Source organism: Streptomyces sporangiiformans, from assembly GCF_005768555.2.
GTDB classification, from domain to species: Bacteria; Actinomycetota; Actinomycetes; order Streptomycetales; family Streptomycetaceae; genus Streptomyces; species Streptomyces sporangiiformans.
This window is the reverse complement of sequence record NZ_VCHX02000352.1, coordinates 133,046-147,855: the sequence shown is the minus strand read 5'-3', so window position 1 is coordinate 147,855 and position 14,810 is coordinate 133,046. Positions and strand designations below refer to the sequence as shown.

Below are 14,810 nucleotides of genomic sequence, written 5' to 3'. Positions count from 1 at the left end.
GTTTGAGGACGAGGCCGTTCAGGCCGATTCGGGGGTCTGGGGGCGGAGCCCCCAGGTACGGGATGGGACGGGTAGGGGCGGCGGGGGCGAAACCCCCCACGCCCCCCGGGGCGGAGCCCTCAGTCCACGTCCACCACGGCCTGAGCGAACTGCGCCTGGTACAGGCGCGCATACGCGCCACCGGCTCCCAACAGCTCCTCGTGCGCCCCCTGTTCCACGATCGCCCCGTTCTCCATCACCAGAATCGTGTCCGCGTCCCGAATGGTCGACAACCGGTGAGCGATCACGAACGACGTCCGCCCATGCGCCAGCTTCGCCATCGCCTTCTGGATCAGCACCTCGGTCCGCGTGTCCACGGAACTCGTGGCCTCGTCGAGCACCAGTATCACCGGATCGGACAGGAACGCCCGCGCGATGGTGATGAGCTGCTTCTCACCCGCGCTCACCCCCGATCCCTCGTCGTCGATGACGGTGTCGTACCCGTCCGGCAACGTACGAATGAACCGGTCCGCGTGCGCGGCCCGCGCCGCCTCCTCGATCTCCGCGCGCGTGACCTCGCGAGAGGCCCCGTACGCGATGTTCTCCGCGATCGTGCCCCCGAACAGCCAGGTGTCCTGAAGCACCATGCCGATCCCGGCCCGCAGTTCGTCGCGCGACATCTTGGAGATGTCGACCCCGTCGAGCGTGATGCGCCCACCGGTGACCTCGTAGAACCGCATCAGCAGGTTCACCAGCGTCGTCTTGCCCGCCCCGGTCGGACCGACGATCGCGACCGTATGACCGGGTTCGGCCTTCAGCGACAGGTCCTCGATGAGGGGCTTCTCGGGGTCGTAGCGGAAGGACACGTTCTCCAGCGCGACCCGGCCGCGTACCTCCCGTACCTCTGCTGTCTCTCCGATGCCTGTCTCCCCGACTCCTGCCTCCCCGACCGCCATCGGCTTCTCGCCCGGCACGGGGTCCGCCTCCTGCTCCTCCGCGTCGAGCACCTCGAAGATCCGCTCGGCCGAGGCGACCCCGGACTGCACGAGGTTGGCCATGGAGGCGACCTGCGTGAGCGGCATCGAGAACTGCCGCGAGTACTGGATGAAGGCCTGCACGTCACCGATCGACAGTGCCCCCGAGGCCACCCGGAGCCCGCCGACCACGGCCACCAGCACATAGTTGAGGTTCGAGACGAACATCATCAGCGGCTGCATGACCCCGCTGTTGAACTGCGCCTTGAACCCGGCCTCGTACAACTTCTCGTTCTGCTCGGCGAACTGAGCCGCCGACTCGTCCTGCCGCCCGAAGACCTTGACGAGCGTGTGCCCGGTGTACATCTCCTCGATGTGCGCGTTGAGCTTGCCCGTCGACCGCCACTGCTGCACGAAGTGCGGCTGCGACCGCTTGCCGACGCGGGTCGCGGCATAGAACGACAGGGGCACCGTGACCAGCGCGACCAAGGCCAGCAGCGGTGACACCCAGAACATCATCGCCAGCACGCCGACGATCGTCAGCAGCGAGTTGATGAGCTGTCCGAGCGACTGCTGGAGCGTCTGCCCGATGTTGTCGATGTCGTTGGTGGCGCGGCTGAGCACCTCACCGCGCTGCCGCTTGTCGAAGTACGACAGCGGCAGCCGCGACAGCTTCGTCTGGACGTCCTCGCGCATCCGGTACACGGTCATGTTGACCGCCCGGTTCACCAGCCGCGTCGCCACGGCCATCAGCAGTCCGGCGCCCGCGAACGCCAGGAGCGCGAGCCCCAGCACCTCGCCGACCGCGGTGAAGTCGATGCCCTTGCCCGGCGTGAAGTCCGTCCCGGAGAGCATGTCGGCCACCCCGTCGTCCCCGCGCTCCCGCATGGACTTCAGCACCTCGGCCTTGGTGGCGCCCTCCGGCATCTCCCGCCCGACGACCCCCGCGAAGACCAGGTCGGTCGCCCGGCCGAGGATCTTCGGGCCCACGACCGACAGCCCGACGCTCAGGACGACGGCGAGCAGCATCGCGTACATGGTGGCCCGCTCGGGTCTGAACTGCGCGAGCAGCCGCTTCCCGGATCCCTTGAAGTCCATCGAGTGCTGGTCGGGCCCGCCCCCGGCCATCATGCGCCCCATGGGCCCTGCCATCAGGCCGCCTCCGCTTCCGTCAGCTGGGAGAGCACGATCTCCCGGTAGGTCTCGTTCTCCGCCATCAGCTCGTTGTGGCGGCCGGTCCCCACGACCCGCCCCTCGTCGAGGACCACGATCCGGTCGGCGTCCCGGATGGTCGACACGCGCTGCGCGACGATCACGACGGTCGCCTCGGCGGTCTCGCGCGCGAGTGCCGTACGCAGCGCCGCGTCCGTCGCGTAGTCGAGCGCCGAGAACGAGTCGTCGAAGAGGTAGATCTCCGGGCGCTGTACGAGCGTGCGGGCGATGGCGAGGCGCTGCCGCTGGCCGCCCGACACATTCGTACCGCCCTGCGCGATGGGGGAGTCGATCCCGCTCTCCAGCCGCTCCACGAAGTCCTTGGCCTGCGCCACCTCCAGCGCGTGCCACAGCTCCTCGTCGCTCGCGTCCGGATTCCCGTACCGCAGGTTCGTGGCCACCGTGCCCGCGAACAGATACGGCTTCTGCGGGACGAGGCCCACGGTGCGCGCCAGCAGTCGCGGCTCAAGGGTCCGTACGTCCACGCCGTCGACGAGGACGTCACCGTCCGTGGCGTCGAAAAGGCGCGGGACCAAGCCGAGCAGCGTCGACTTGCCGCTGCCGGTCGACCCGATCACGGCGGTCGTCTCGCCGGGCCGCGCCACCAGGTCGATGGACTTCAGCACCGGCTCCTCGGCGCCGGGATACCGGAATCCGGCCCCGCGGATCTCCAGATGGCCGTGGCGCCGCAGTTCCCGTACGGGAGCGGTCGGCGGCACGACGCTGCTCCGCGTCTCCAGGACTTCCTGAATGCGCTCGGCGCAGACCTCGGCGCGCGGCACCATCATGAACATGAAGGTGGCCATCATCACGGACATGACGATCTGCATCAGATAGGCGAGGAACGCGGTCAGCGCGCCGATCTCCATCCCGCCGCTGTCGATGCGGTGCGCGCCGAACCAGACCACCGCGATCGATGACACGTTCACCACGGTCATGACGATCGGGAACATCAGCGCCAGCATCCGCCCGGTGCCGAGCGACACCTCGGTGAGGTCGACGTTCGCCTTCCGGAAGCGCTCCTCCTCGTACGCGTCGCGGACGAAGGCACGGATGACGCGGTTGCCGGTGATCTGCTCGCGCAGCACCCGGTTCACCGTGTCCAGGCGTTCCTGCATGGCGCGGAACAGCGGGCGCAGGCGGCGCACGATGAGACTGACCGCGATGCCGAGCACCGGCACGACGGCGAGCAGCACACCGGACAGCGGCACGTCGAGGCCGAGCGCCATCACGATGCCGCCCACGCACATGATCGGCGCCGACACCATCAGCGTGAACGTCATCAGGGCCAGCATCTGCACCTGCTGCACGTCGTTCGTGGTGCGGGTGATCAGCGACGGCGCCCCGAAGTGGCCGACCTCCCGCGCGGAGAACGACTGCACCCGGTCGAAGACGCCGGCCCGGATGTCGCGGCCGACCGCCGAGGCCGTGCGGGCGCCGTAGTAGACGGCGCCGATGTTGCACACGACCTGCGCCAGCGAGACACCGATCATCAGCGCGCCGAAGGACAGGATGTAGCCGCTGTCGCCCTTCACGACACCGTCGTCGATGATGTCCGCGTTCAGGGTGGGCAGGTAGAGGGTGGCGCAGGTCTGCAGGAACTGCAGCAGCACCAGTAAGGCGATGGGCTTCTTGTATGGCCTGAGGTAGGTCCGCAGGAGTCGTATGAGCACGCTGGTCTCTCGGGTCGGCGACAGGGGGCGGGAACGGTGACGCACCACGCCCCATCGTCGGACAGCCACCGGCGTTACCCCAGCGAATTACGCCAAGAGCGCTCCAAGAACCCGGCAAGAAACCCCGTAAGAGGCATCAAGCTTCCCGGAACGCATGATTCCGGACGCCCTGGGCCCTGGACCTTGGGCTCTGGACTCTCAGGAGCTCTGGATTCTCAGGAGCTCTGGACTCTCAGGATCTGAGGGCGCCCGGGTGCGTCTGATCGCGTACCGACGTGTACTGCTGCCGCACGGCCTGCCCCACCGCCAGCTCCTCGCCGGGCTCCAGGACCTGCGCGGTCGCCCCCTGCCAGGCGGGCGGCTGCCGCGGATCGAACGTGCCCTGCGCGACGCCGAGCGGATCGAGCGTGCCCCGCGAGGCGCCGAGCGCCCAGGCCGCCTGCCGGGCCGCACCGATCGCCGCGTAGTCGGCGGCCTGCGGCACCACGATCTGCACGCCCAGCAGCGGGGGCGCGCAGGCCTGCACGGCGGGCAGCTCGGCGGCCTGGCCCAGGAGGAAGATCCGCCGCACCTCCACACCGCGGCGGCGCAGCACGTCCAACGCGTCCGCGAGCCCGCACAGCATGCCCTCGAACGCCGCCCGCGCCAGATGCTCGGCCTTCATCGACTCCCGACGCAGCCCCGACAGCGTCCCCGCCGTGTGCGGCAGAGAGGGCACCCGCTCGCCTTCCAGATACGGCAGCAGTACGAGCCCGTGCGAGCCCGGAGTCGACTTCATCGCCAGATCGGACAGGCTCTCCAGATCAGGCAGGCCGAGGAGTTCGGCGGTCCCGCGCAGTGTCCGTACGGCGTTGAGCGTGGTGACGACCGGCAGATGCATGCCCGTCGCGTCCGCGAGCGAGGTGATCATTCCGGACGGGTCGACGAGCGCCTCATGGTGCACGGCCATCACGGACCCCGAGGCGCCCAGCGACACCACCGCGTCGCCGAGCCCGATCCCGAGCCCGAACGCCGCGGCCATCGTCTCGCCCGTCCCCGCCGAGATCAGCAGCCCCTCGGGCGTCGTCCCCGCGGCCTCGGACGGGCCGAGAACATCGGGCAGCAGTGCCTGGTGCCCGAGCGCCAGCTCCACCAGATCGGTCCGGTACGTTCCGTTCGCCGCGCTCCAGTAGCCCGTGCTGGAGGCCCCGCCCCGGTCGGTGGTCCGGCGGGCGGGCCGGCCGAGCAGCTGCCACACCAGCCAGTCGTGCGCCTGCATGAGCAGGGCGGTGCGCAGCGCGGAATCGGGCTCGTTCTTGGCCAGCCAGCGCAGCTTCGTCACCGGCTGCCCCGCCTGCGGTACGCAGCCCACGGCCTGGGCCCAGGCCTCGCGGCCGCCGAGCGCGTCGACCAGATCGGCCGCCGCGACCTGCGCCCGCTTGTCCCCGCCGACCAGCGCCGGGCGCACGGTGTTGCCCTGGGTGTCCAGCGGCACGAGCGCGTTCTGCTGCGCCGAGACGCCGATGGCCTGCACGCCTTCGAGCAGCCCGCCGCTCGCCGCTTCACCGAGGGACAGCAGCCAGGCCTGCGGGTCCACGTCCGAAGGCCGGCCGCCCTCGGCGCCGCCGTCGACCGGATGCGGGGCGTACCCCTGCCGGAGCACGGCTCCGCTGTCCGCGTCGCAGACGACGATGCGAGTGAAATCGGGCGAACTGTCCAGCCCGGCGACTATCCCCATGGCGGAAATTCTGCCGTACCGCCGGACGTGGCCGTACCGGTGAGTCGCAAGCGCTCATGCCGACGTCGCGGCCGCCGCGCGTTGACCTGCTGACTGTCGTTCGCACCGCAGTCCGCCACGTGGCGCAGAGCACCCCATTCGTCCATGCGTCCGAGCGTTTGAGTGTTTGAGGATCTTCGTGTCGGAGGGCTACGTATTGCTGGAGCCCCAGTCGTCGTCGGGCACCACGCCGTTGGTGTTGCGCTCGCGCAGGGAGCGCACGCGCCCGGCCACCGACTCCGGGACGTGGTCGCCGACCCGCTCGCTCACCACGTGATACGCCTTGCCGGCGAACTGACGTCCCTGGTGGGCGGCCGACTCCGCGGTGTTGCGCACCGCGGGGTTCTGGGCTACCTGCCGGGCGGTCTTCTTCAACTGCTCGTAGCGCTCGCGCCCGGCTCGCGTGCCCAGCACGTAACCCAGAGCGAGTCCGACGACGAACGTGAGCCGGTAGCGCATGACGGCCACCCTTCCCTTGAGTCGGCATCGGTCGTAGGGGGAACCGATTGGCGGAGCACCCCCCTGCTTGCGCTAATGTATGTGTCGCAGCGAGCGCGCGCCTTCTGGCGAATACCCAGGCAGGTGCGTTCGATGCAACGAGGCAATCCTCCGTAGCTCAATTGGCAGAGCAGCCGGCTGTTAACCGGCAGGTTACTGGTTCGAGTCCAGTCGGGGGAGCTCGATCCTCCGTAGCTCAATTGGCAGAGCAGCCGGCTGTTAACCGGCAGGTTACTGGTTCGAGTCCAGTCGGGGGAGCAGCCGAAGAGGACCCTACGGGGTCCTTTTTCATGCCCGGTGGAACCGCGCAGCCCGCGCCGCGGTCCTCATGGTCATGTGAAGCCGACCATCCGAAGCAGGAGATCGTATGAGCGGCTATGCTGCGGCAGACGGCGCGCACAAATGTGCGCGACGCGCCGAGACGGGGCGGTAGCTCAGCCGGTTAGAGCAGCGGACTCATAATCCGTCGGCCGTGGGTTCGAGTCCCACCCGCCCCACCAGGTAGGTCTGTGACCTGCGGAAACGTCTCAGCGGGCGTGCGGATTCAGGGCTTTGGGCCAACGGATTGAATCCGCTGCTCGTGAGTTCAAGGGCGTTGTGATCAGCGTTGGTTGGAACCGCTCTGACCTGCATGGACGTATCAGCCCACTGTCGGCGCAAGCCGCCGCGGGTGGGCGCTGCGAGCGGGTGGACGCCGAATTTGGGACGCTGATGGGACGCAGGTCAGCGGAAGTGGCTGCCTGGGGACCTGCGCCTACGCTGCTCTGGCCTTGGGCGGCGGGGTCGGTGCGGTGTGGTGGCGGGCCACCGGGGTACTGGGCGACTTCTGGATCACTGGGCTGCCGCCGCCCGGCTGGGAGAGCGGTTCGTGAGTGAGCGGTTCTGGTGTCGCTGATGGTGCGGGCGAGGGCGGAATCTACTCGTACAGGCTTCCCGCCCAGCCCGCCTCGCCCGACCTGCTACCCCCATCCGCCGTCTTCAATGAGGCCCGGTCCGCTGCGGGCCCGTGATGTCTGCGAAGCCCTCGACCGCGAACTGCGCCCGCGACCAGCCGGGGAAGGATCATGCCCCGCCGACGTCCGGCCCGCGACTATGAGCCCCTCCCCGCCGGCTCAGCGGGAATCTGTCTCCAGCGCCGAGCGGGCGAGGACGCGGTTCAGCCAGGCCAGCAGGTCGTTGACGATCTCCTGTTTGTTGGTCTCGTGGAACAGCTCGTGGCGGGCTTCGGGATAACTGAGATAGGTCACGTCGATGACGCCGGCCTCGCCGTAGCGTTCGACAAGCAGGTTGCTGAGTGAGAGATCGGCGTTCAGCGGGTCGTGATCCCCGACCAGGACGCAGATGGGCAGATCCGCCGGGATGCCCTTGGGCTGGGCAAGTGACGCCGAGGCGATGGTGATGTCAGCCATGCCCTGGGCGTCGAGGCTGAAGCCGCACATGGGGTCGGCGAGGTAGGCGTCGACGGCCAGTTCGTCCCGGCTGAGCCAGTCGAACGGCGTGCGGCTGGGCTGGAACGCCTCGTTGAGCGCGAGCAACGGGTCTCCTCCCTCCGCGGCCTCCTGTGCCTGTGCCGCGAGCATCACGTCGACCGCGGTAGTACCGGCGAGGGCGACGGCGTCGATCAGGTGGGAGTGGCCCAGGACGTACTGCTGCGAGGCGAAGGAACCGAGGCTGTGTCCGAGCAGCACCAGGGGCAGGCCGGGGTGCTGCTCGCGGATGGCCTCTGAGAGGGTGACCATGTCACTGACGAGTCGGTTCCAGCCGTCGTCCCCGAGATGACCGGGCTCGGCGTGCCTGCTCAGCCCGTGTCCGCGGTGATCGTTGGCATAAACTGCGTAGCCCTCAGCGGTCAGTGCTGCCGCGAGTGGGGCATAACGGCCGGCGTGCTCTCCCATGCCGTGGGCGATCTGGACGACGGCTCGCGGGGGCGACTCCGGCTTCCATTCGTGCACGTGGATCTGGACGCCGTCTTCGCTTTCGAAGGTGAACATCGGGTTCCTTGTCTTGGGTACGCGGGCAGCCCTGAGCGTCCGGCCGAGTTGTACGGGCCGAGTTGTACGGGGTGGGCCGGCCCGAGCGGTTCAGGCTCACGGCGGTCGTGGTGTACGACGGTCGTGGCCGCCCGGCCGGGTCAGACGTGCTGCTCGCCGAGGTAGCCGGCGATGATCCGGGACTGGTCGGCCCGGAGTTCCCGGGCCGCGGCGTGCGCGGTGATCTCGCCGTGGGAGAGGACGTAGCCGCGGTCGGCTATGTCGAGGGCGAGGCCGACGTGCTGTTCGACGAGCAGCACCCCGCAGCCGGTGTCGTCGGCATAGCGCCTGACTATGGGCAGCAACTCCTCGACGATGATGGGTGCCAGACCGAGGCTGAGCTCGTCGAGCAGGAGCAGCTTGGGGCTGCGGGCCAGGGCCCGTCCCATGGCGAGCATCTGCTGCTCGCCGCCGGAGAGCAGTCCTGCCTTGCGGTCCTGGAGGCGGGACAGGGCGGGGAAGTAACGCGCGGCGGCCGCCTGGTCGAGGCGCTCGCCCCGGTGACCGAGGCGCAGGTGTTCCGCCACCGTGAGGCCGGAGAAGATGCCTCGTCCTTCCGGAACGTGGGCGATGCCGAGGCGGGCGCGGGTCGCTGCCGGGAGCCTGCCGAGGTCCGTTCCGTTGAAGGTGATGGTGCCGGCAAGGGGGCGCAGCAGCGCGGAGACGGCCTTGAGCGTGGTGGTCTTCCCCGCTCCGTTGGCCCCGAGGAGGGCGACGACCTCTCCCGCGCCCACTTCGAGGTCGATCCCGCGGATGACAGCGGCTCCGTCGTATCCGGCGGTGAGTCCGGCCACCTTCAGGACTGGGGTGCTCATGGTGTCTCCGGTGTGCTGGTGAGGGCCTTGGCTGAGCCGGCGGTCGAAGTGCCGGACGCGGTGGCAGGCTGGACGGCGGATGCCCCGAGGTAGGCGGTCACGACGGCTGGGTCGGTTCGGACCTGTGCCGGTGTCCCGGAGGCGATCACCTTGCCGAACTCCAGGACGACGACGTGGTCGCAGATGCCCATCACGAGGCTCATGTCGTGGTCGATGAGGAGCAGCGCGGTGCCGGCCTCAGCGACCGCGCGCAGTCTGCGTCCGAGTTCGGCGCTCTCCGTCGTGTCCAGGCCGGCCGCGGGTTCGTCGAGACAGATGATGCGGGGGCGGGCTGCCAAGGCCCGTGCCACGCCGACGAGTTTGCGTCTGCCCTGGGACAGTTCGTGTGCCGAGGCGTCGGCCAGGTCCTCGAGTCCCAGGGCCGCGAGGGCCTCCGGGACAGCGGGGTTCGGGGACGGGCGGCGGCCGAAGGTCTCGCCGAGCGTGGTCCACCACGTGGAAGGGTCCGCAGTGACCTGGAGGTTCTCCGCGACCGTGAGGTCTTCGAAGAGTTCGCTGCTCTGGAAGGTGCGGGCGAGTCCTCGGCGGGCTCGTACATGGGGCGGCCGTCCGGTCAGGTCCTTGCCGTCCAGTTCCACCTTTCCCCGGGCGGCGACGAGGCCGGTGACCGCGTCCACGAAGGTGGTCTTGCCGGCCCCGTTGGGGCCGATGAGCCCCACGAGTTGGCCCTCGCCGACCTCCAGGGAGACATCGCTGAGCGCGTGGACGCCGCCGTAGCTGACGCCCAACTGCTGGACAGAGAGCACGTTCACGGTGCGACCTCCTTGGCGTCGGCAGTGGTACGGCCGAGGTGGATCTCCGGGGAGCCGACGGCGGATGCGTTGTCGGCCGGTGGCCCCGTCGTGGCCGCCGCGCGTCTCGCCCTCTTCGCCGTCCTCCGGCGGTGGGCGGCGCCCGCGATGCCGTCGGGGTTGGCGATCAGCGTCACGATCAGGGAGACGCCGCCGAAGAGCAGGGCCCAAGTCCCCTTGATCCCGAACCACTTGTCCAGCGCGTGGGGCAGCAGCGCCTCGGTGGACATCAGCCCCGCGATCACGGCTCCGGACACCATGGTGATGCCGCCGATGTAGGCGAAACCGATCAGGCCGAGGGCGGCCAGCGCGGTGAACCGGGCGGCGCTGACCGAGCCGAAGTTGTAGCCGTAGAGGGTGCCGGCGGCGCTGGCGATGAAGGAACTGATCGTGAACGCGGCGATCTTCACGGCCCGCACGTCGACACCGGCTGCCGCGGCGGCGCGCTCGTTGGAGCGGACGGCGAGCATCCGCCGGCCGAGTCCGGTGCGCCTGAGATGGGCGACGTACAGTCCGAGGGCGACGGTGACGGCCAGGACGAGGAAGCCGAACATGGGGCTGGGTTCGTTGCCGTCCAGGCCGCGGAAGTCCGCTTTCGGGCCGAGGTCGATCCCGAACAGGCGCGGCGGGGGTACGGACACTCCGGCCGTTCCGCCGAACGAGGTGTTGTTGAACAGCGCCTGTTCCATGGCCAGGGCCGCGGCCAGGGTGACGACGGCCAGGCTCACGCCCCGCACCCGCAGGGCGGAGACGCCCGCGGCCACTCCGAGCAGTGTGGCCAGCACCATCGCGCCGAGGGCGGAGAACGGGAACGGGATCCCCAACCGGACCGAGAGGTGGGAGAGGACGAAGCCCGCGGTTCCGGAGAGCGCGAGCTGCATCACGGAGATCTGTCCCACGTAACCGGTGATGACGACGTAGGACAGGACGATGACCATGCCGATCAACGAGTTCGTGAGTGCCTGGCGGAAGTCGAACGGGAGCACTATCAGTGCGGCGGCGGCGACCGCGGTGGCCATCAGGGCGGGACGTAGCAGCCGCTCGGGCAGCGGCACCGCGGGCAGTCGCTGTTCGACGAGTTCACCGCGGCGCGGCAGACCGGCACCCCGCACGTACAGGGCGACGACCATCAGGGCGAAGACGAGGAGCTGCTGGAGGCCGGGCATGGCGTTGCCGTTGTCGGTCGGGAACCAGCTCTGCGTGGACAGGTAGTACACGATCGACTGGAGCACTCCGATGAGGATGCCCGCGGTGCAGGCGATCCACAGCGAGGTGAACCCGGCGAAGAGGGCGGCGGCCAGGGCCGGGACCACCTGCAGGGGGAGCGTCATGGAGTCGACCTGGACGATGGGCGAGGCCAGGACGCCGAGCAGCCCGGCGACCAGGGCGGCCAGGAGTGTGTTGGCCATCGAGACGCTGTTGGGTGACAGGCCTGCCAGAAGAGCGGCCTGTTCGTTCTCCGAGGCCGCGCGGGTGGCCAGGCCGAAGCGGCTCCACCGGTACACGGCCCCGAGGACCAGGGCGATCACGACGACCAGTCCGGCCAGGACGAAGCGGTCGGAGGGTGTGGTGATGCCCAGCATGGTGACGGTGCCGGTCGGAAGGATGCTCGGTGCCTGCTGCGGCTGCACCCCGAAGACCAGGAGCACGGTGGCCTGCAGGCTGAGCAGGATGCCGAGGGAGGCCGCGAGTTTGGCCAGGGGCGAGACGGTGCGCAGCGGCTTGAAGACCGCCACCTCTGTCAGGACTCCGACGGCCAGCGCGACTGCGAGCGCCCCGGCGAGAGAGTGTCCCACGGGCAGGGTGAACCCGAAGAAACCGGTGGTCAGGGCCCAGAAGGCATAGGCCGAGGCCATGGCGACCGCGCCGGTGGACAGGTTGATGATGCCCGAGCCCCGGTAGGTGACCACCACGCCGAGCGCGATGCCGGCGATCAGTGCCCCCTGGCCGAGGCCGAGGACGGCGAAGAGCAGGATCTGTTCCAATTCATGACTCCTGTCATGAGTCAGCAAGTCCGCGCTGCTGAGGCTGCGTCCTGCGAGGCTGCAACCTCAGCGGCGGCGGGGCGGGCGGGGCTCACTGGGGCGGGCGGATCCAGTCGGTCAGGGGCTTGAACTGGCCCTTGCCTTCGTACTGGTAGAACCTCGCCTGGTCGTTGCAGACGGCGGGGGCGTCCGGGTACTTGCCGCACTTGACCTCTGCGGCGCCCATGATGACCGGCCCGGGGAACTTCTTGAGCCGCTCGGTCACGGACGCGGGGGTGATCTTGTCCGGGCCGATGGCGTTGAGCACCTTCGCGTACGTCAGGATCGTGCTCCAGCCCAGCGGCGCGAAGACCTTGGACTGGTCGTCCTTGCCCAGCCCGGCCTGCGCCGAGGCCTTCAGGAACGCCTTGGAGTCGGCGGCCGAGGAGTCCATCGGCAGCGTCTGGGCGACGCCGTACGTCCAGGTGGGCAGGTCCCCTCCGAGCCCCTGGGCGACATCGGGGGACATGCACAGCGGCGTGGAGACCACCGGCTTGGTGACATTGAGCTGCTTCAGTGCCTTGGCGATTCCGACGCATCCGCCACCGATGGAGATGGGGACCACGACATCCGCGGTGTTCGCCCCGGCCGCGGTGACCGGGCCGATCAGATCGGTCGATTGCGCGTCGAATCCGACGGACTTCACCTTCAGACCGGCGGCTTTCAGGCCTTTCACCGCTGCCCCGGAGGCGATCTTGTCGCCGGGCGTGCTCGTGTGGATCACCGCCGCGGTCTTCGCCTTCAGCACGTCACGGGCGTACGTGCCCCAGGTGCCGAAGATGTGCGGCAGGTCGCCGAACGTGCTGAAGGTGTTCTTCGCGGTGGGCATGGTCGGGCCCGTCGCCACTCCGACCAGCACGGGCTTCTTGCCCGCGATCACGGAGTTGAAGGAGGCGTCACCGAGGTAGAGATTGCCGACGCCGATGGTGGAGACCTTCTTGTCGCCCAGCAGTTGCTGGCCGCACTTCTGTCCCTCCTCCTCGGCGGACACCACCGTGCAGACGTTCAGCTTCAGCGGGTGCCCGCCGATGCCGCCCAGCCTGTCGTTGACGTACTTCACCGCGGCACGGGCACCGAGGGTGGCTTCGGGGTTGCCGCCGGGGCCGCCTTCGACGTTCACCCAGCCCAGGGTGACCGGGTCGAGGCCGGCGTCGGCCTTGCCCGCCTTTCCGCCGACGTAGCCGAGGTAGTCGGTCACGACGTCACTCGCCGAGCGGGAGTCCGAAGTCGCGGAGGAGCCACCCCCGGAGGCGCCGGACGACGAGGGTGCGTTGGTGCCCGATCCGCCGCATGCGGCGACGCCCAGCAGGGGCGCCATGGCGGCGGAGACGAGGCCGAGTCTGAGGGGGCGTGAGATTGCGGGCATGCGGGATCCTCCAGGATCGGAAAACGGCAGGGCGGTGCCCGGCACGGCATGCGGGGAGAGCGCGGAAGGCAGCGGAGGGGCAGGAGGGCGCACCGGGATGACCGGTGCCTCGGTCCAGCCCGAGGAACTTCGAAAGACCAGGTGATCGGTGCTTTCGAGTTTCGTAACTTTCTTACGGATCGGGAATCTAGGTGTACGCTGGCGCTCTGTCAACGCCCCCGTTCACACCGAATTAACGATCATGCAATGGGAGGGGAAGGACATGACGGAGCACGCCGTGAGACGCAGGCTCCCTCGGCGCTCACCCGAAGAGACCCGGGCCCTCATGCTGGAAGCGGCAACCCAGCTCGTCTGCGCCGGCACCTCCGACACGAGCGAGGCTGCCGTCTCCGCAGCCCTTGCTCATATCCGCGTCAAGCGGGTCACCGAGGAAGCCACCCGCATCATGCGGGAGAGACTGGGCGACGACACCGCACCGGCGATCACGACCGGATCCATCTACCAGATCTGGCCTGCCCAGGCCGACTTCCAGGCAGATCTCCTCTTCCACCTCACCAGCCGACAGGCCGAACTGGTCCCGGGGCTGCCGGAGAGCATCCGCCGTTTCAAGGAGGCGGTCGACACCGGCACGACCTGGCAGGAGGCTCTCAACGACGTCCTGACGGACAACCACGAGAACCACCGAGTGGACCCGATCTACCGCGTGCTGCTCGGCTTCTACGCCAGCGCCGCCAACCCACGCGTCCGCGACGCCCTGGGGCACTACGGCGAGTCGTTCACCGAGGTCGCCTGCGAGGCGTACCAGGCGCTGCTGGACGCCTACGGGCTGCGCATGCGCGCGCCCTACAAGATCGAACACCTCGCCACCACCATCGCCGCCCTGCTCGACGGCTTCCACATGCGCTGGATCGCCGGACATCCCAACCTGGAGGACCCGGAAGGACGGGACCGCTGGTCCCTCGCCACCCGGGCCGCGGTGATGGTGTTCGACCAGTTCACCGAACCGGTGTAGGTGGGTGCGTACGTCCATGCGTCGATGAGCGCGGAGCGTCTGCGTATTGGATCGGCAGACTGCTGCGGACGGGTTCGAAACCCGCCTTCGAGCTGGCGTAATCGCCCGACAGCCCGGTGTCCCTGGCTGTCACGGACGGTGTCGGGACGCAGTTGGGACGCAAGGATAGGAACAGACCGACAAAGACGGAGGGGCGTAGACACGACCCACCCGGTCTGGCCGGCGAAAACGTCGTGAATGGGCACTGATCGTCAAAGGCCGCCAAGATCCTCAAAGGACTCATAATCCGTCGGCCGTGGGTTCGAGTCCCACCCGCCCCACCATGCAGGTCTGTGACCTGCGGAACGTCTCGGCAGGGGTGCGGATTCAGGACAATCCGCTGCTCGTGAGTTCAGCAGCGGTGCGGTGATCCGTGGTTGAAAGCTCTGTTGACCCGCGGTTATGGATCGTTCGGTGGCTCTCGCAGGCTGGAGCGGGAGGCTTGATCAGCGAGCAAGAGTGGTTGTTGGGACGCTGATGGGACGCAGGGAATCGGAAGTGGCGACTGCCGGCCCATCGTGTCGATGTCGGCATGTGGAGACAGCGGAAGCCGTCGGTGGCGGCAGGCGGGGGTTCTCCGG

General features: G+C 68.9%; 10 protein-coding genes and 3 tRNA genes. 4 read left to right on the top strand and 9 right to left on the bottom strand.

The annotated features are described in order from the left end of the window. Positions 1–119: 119 nt before the first annotated feature. The 4 genes from FGD71_RS47150 to FGD71_RS47135 form a co-directional block, all read right to left on the bottom strand. Positions 120–2,105: an ABC transporter ATP-binding protein gene (locus FGD71_RS47150; RefSeq protein ID WP_119106797.1), complete on the bottom strand. Its 1,986-nt coding sequence runs from the start codon at positions 2,103–2,105 to the stop codon at positions 120–122. Continuing rightward, positions 2,105–3,838, bottom strand: coding sequence for an ABC transporter ATP-binding protein (locus FGD71_RS47145; protein WP_119106796.1), 1,734 nt, complete (start codon positions 3,836–3,838; stop codon positions 2,105–2,107). Before FGD71_RS47145 ends, FGD71_RS47150 begins: the two co-directional genes overlap by 1 nt. 232 nt (positions 3,839–4,070) lie before the next feature. Next, positions 4,071–5,555, bottom strand: a complete 1,485-nt coding sequence (locus tag FGD71_RS47140; RefSeq protein ID WP_119106795.1) for an FGGY family carbohydrate kinase — start codon at positions 5,553–5,555, stop codon at positions 4,071–4,073. Positions 5,556–5,744: 189 nt separating this feature from the next. Continuing rightward, complete coding sequence (locus FGD71_RS47135) at positions 5,745–6,053, bottom strand: YtxH domain-containing protein (RefSeq protein WP_119106794.1); 309 nt, start codon at positions 6,051–6,053, stop codon at positions 5,745–5,747. A gap of 146 nt (positions 6,054–6,199) precedes the next feature. Here FGD71_RS47135 and FGD71_RS47130 point away from each other — a divergent pair. The 3 genes from FGD71_RS47130 (at position 6,200) to FGD71_RS47120 (ending at position 6,592) form a co-directional block, all read left to right on the top strand. Next, positions 6,200–6,272: transfer RNA gene (locus FGD71_RS47130), tRNA-Asn, on the top strand. Positions 6,273–6,277: 5 nt separating this feature from the next. Beyond that, positions 6,278–6,350 (top strand) — tRNA-Asn (locus FGD71_RS47125). 165 nt (positions 6,351–6,515) lie between these two features. After that, a tRNA-Ile gene (locus FGD71_RS47120) sits at positions 6,516–6,592 on the top strand. Between the two features lie 612 nt (positions 6,593–7,204). Here the strand turns inward: FGD71_RS47120 and FGD71_RS47115 are convergent. From FGD71_RS47115 to FGD71_RS47095, 5 genes are all read right to left on the bottom strand, one after another. Further along, positions 7,205–8,083, bottom strand: coding sequence for an alpha/beta fold hydrolase (locus FGD71_RS47115; protein WP_119106793.1), 879 nt, complete (start codon positions 8,081–8,083; stop codon positions 7,205–7,207). Positions 8,084–8,223: 140 nt separating this feature from the next. Further along, the gene (locus tag FGD71_RS47110) at positions 8,224–8,937 is read right to left on the bottom strand and encodes an ABC transporter ATP-binding protein (RefSeq protein ID WP_119106792.1); all 714 of its coding nucleotides are present in this window, start codon (positions 8,935–8,937) and stop codon (positions 8,224–8,226) included. Next, complete coding sequence (locus FGD71_RS47105) at positions 8,934–9,749, bottom strand: ABC transporter ATP-binding protein (protein ID WP_119106791.1); 816 nt, start codon at positions 9,747–9,749, stop codon at positions 8,934–8,936. The genes FGD71_RS47110 and FGD71_RS47105 overlap by 4 nt, the downstream gene beginning before the upstream one ends. After that, positions 9,746–11,773, bottom strand: a complete 2,028-nt coding sequence (locus tag FGD71_RS47100; RefSeq protein WP_119106790.1) for a branched-chain amino acid ABC transporter permease — start codon at positions 11,771–11,773, stop codon at positions 9,746–9,748. Before FGD71_RS47100 ends, FGD71_RS47105 begins: the two co-directional genes overlap by 4 nt. Before the next feature lie 91 nt (positions 11,774–11,864). Beyond that, positions 11,865–13,178 carry an ABC transporter substrate-binding protein gene (locus FGD71_RS47095; protein ID WP_119106789.1) on the bottom strand — a complete coding sequence of 438 codons (1,314 nt, stop codon included), beginning with the start codon at positions 13,176–13,178 and terminating at the stop codon, positions 11,865–11,867. A 277-nt stretch (positions 13,179–13,455) separates the two neighbouring features. Here FGD71_RS47095 and FGD71_RS47090 point away from each other — a divergent pair, with 277 nt between their 5' ends. After that, entirely contained in the window at positions 13,456–14,190 is a 735-nt protein-coding gene (locus FGD71_RS47090) for a hypothetical protein (protein ID WP_240437115.1), read from the top strand. Positions 14,191–14,810 lie beyond the last annotated feature (620 nt).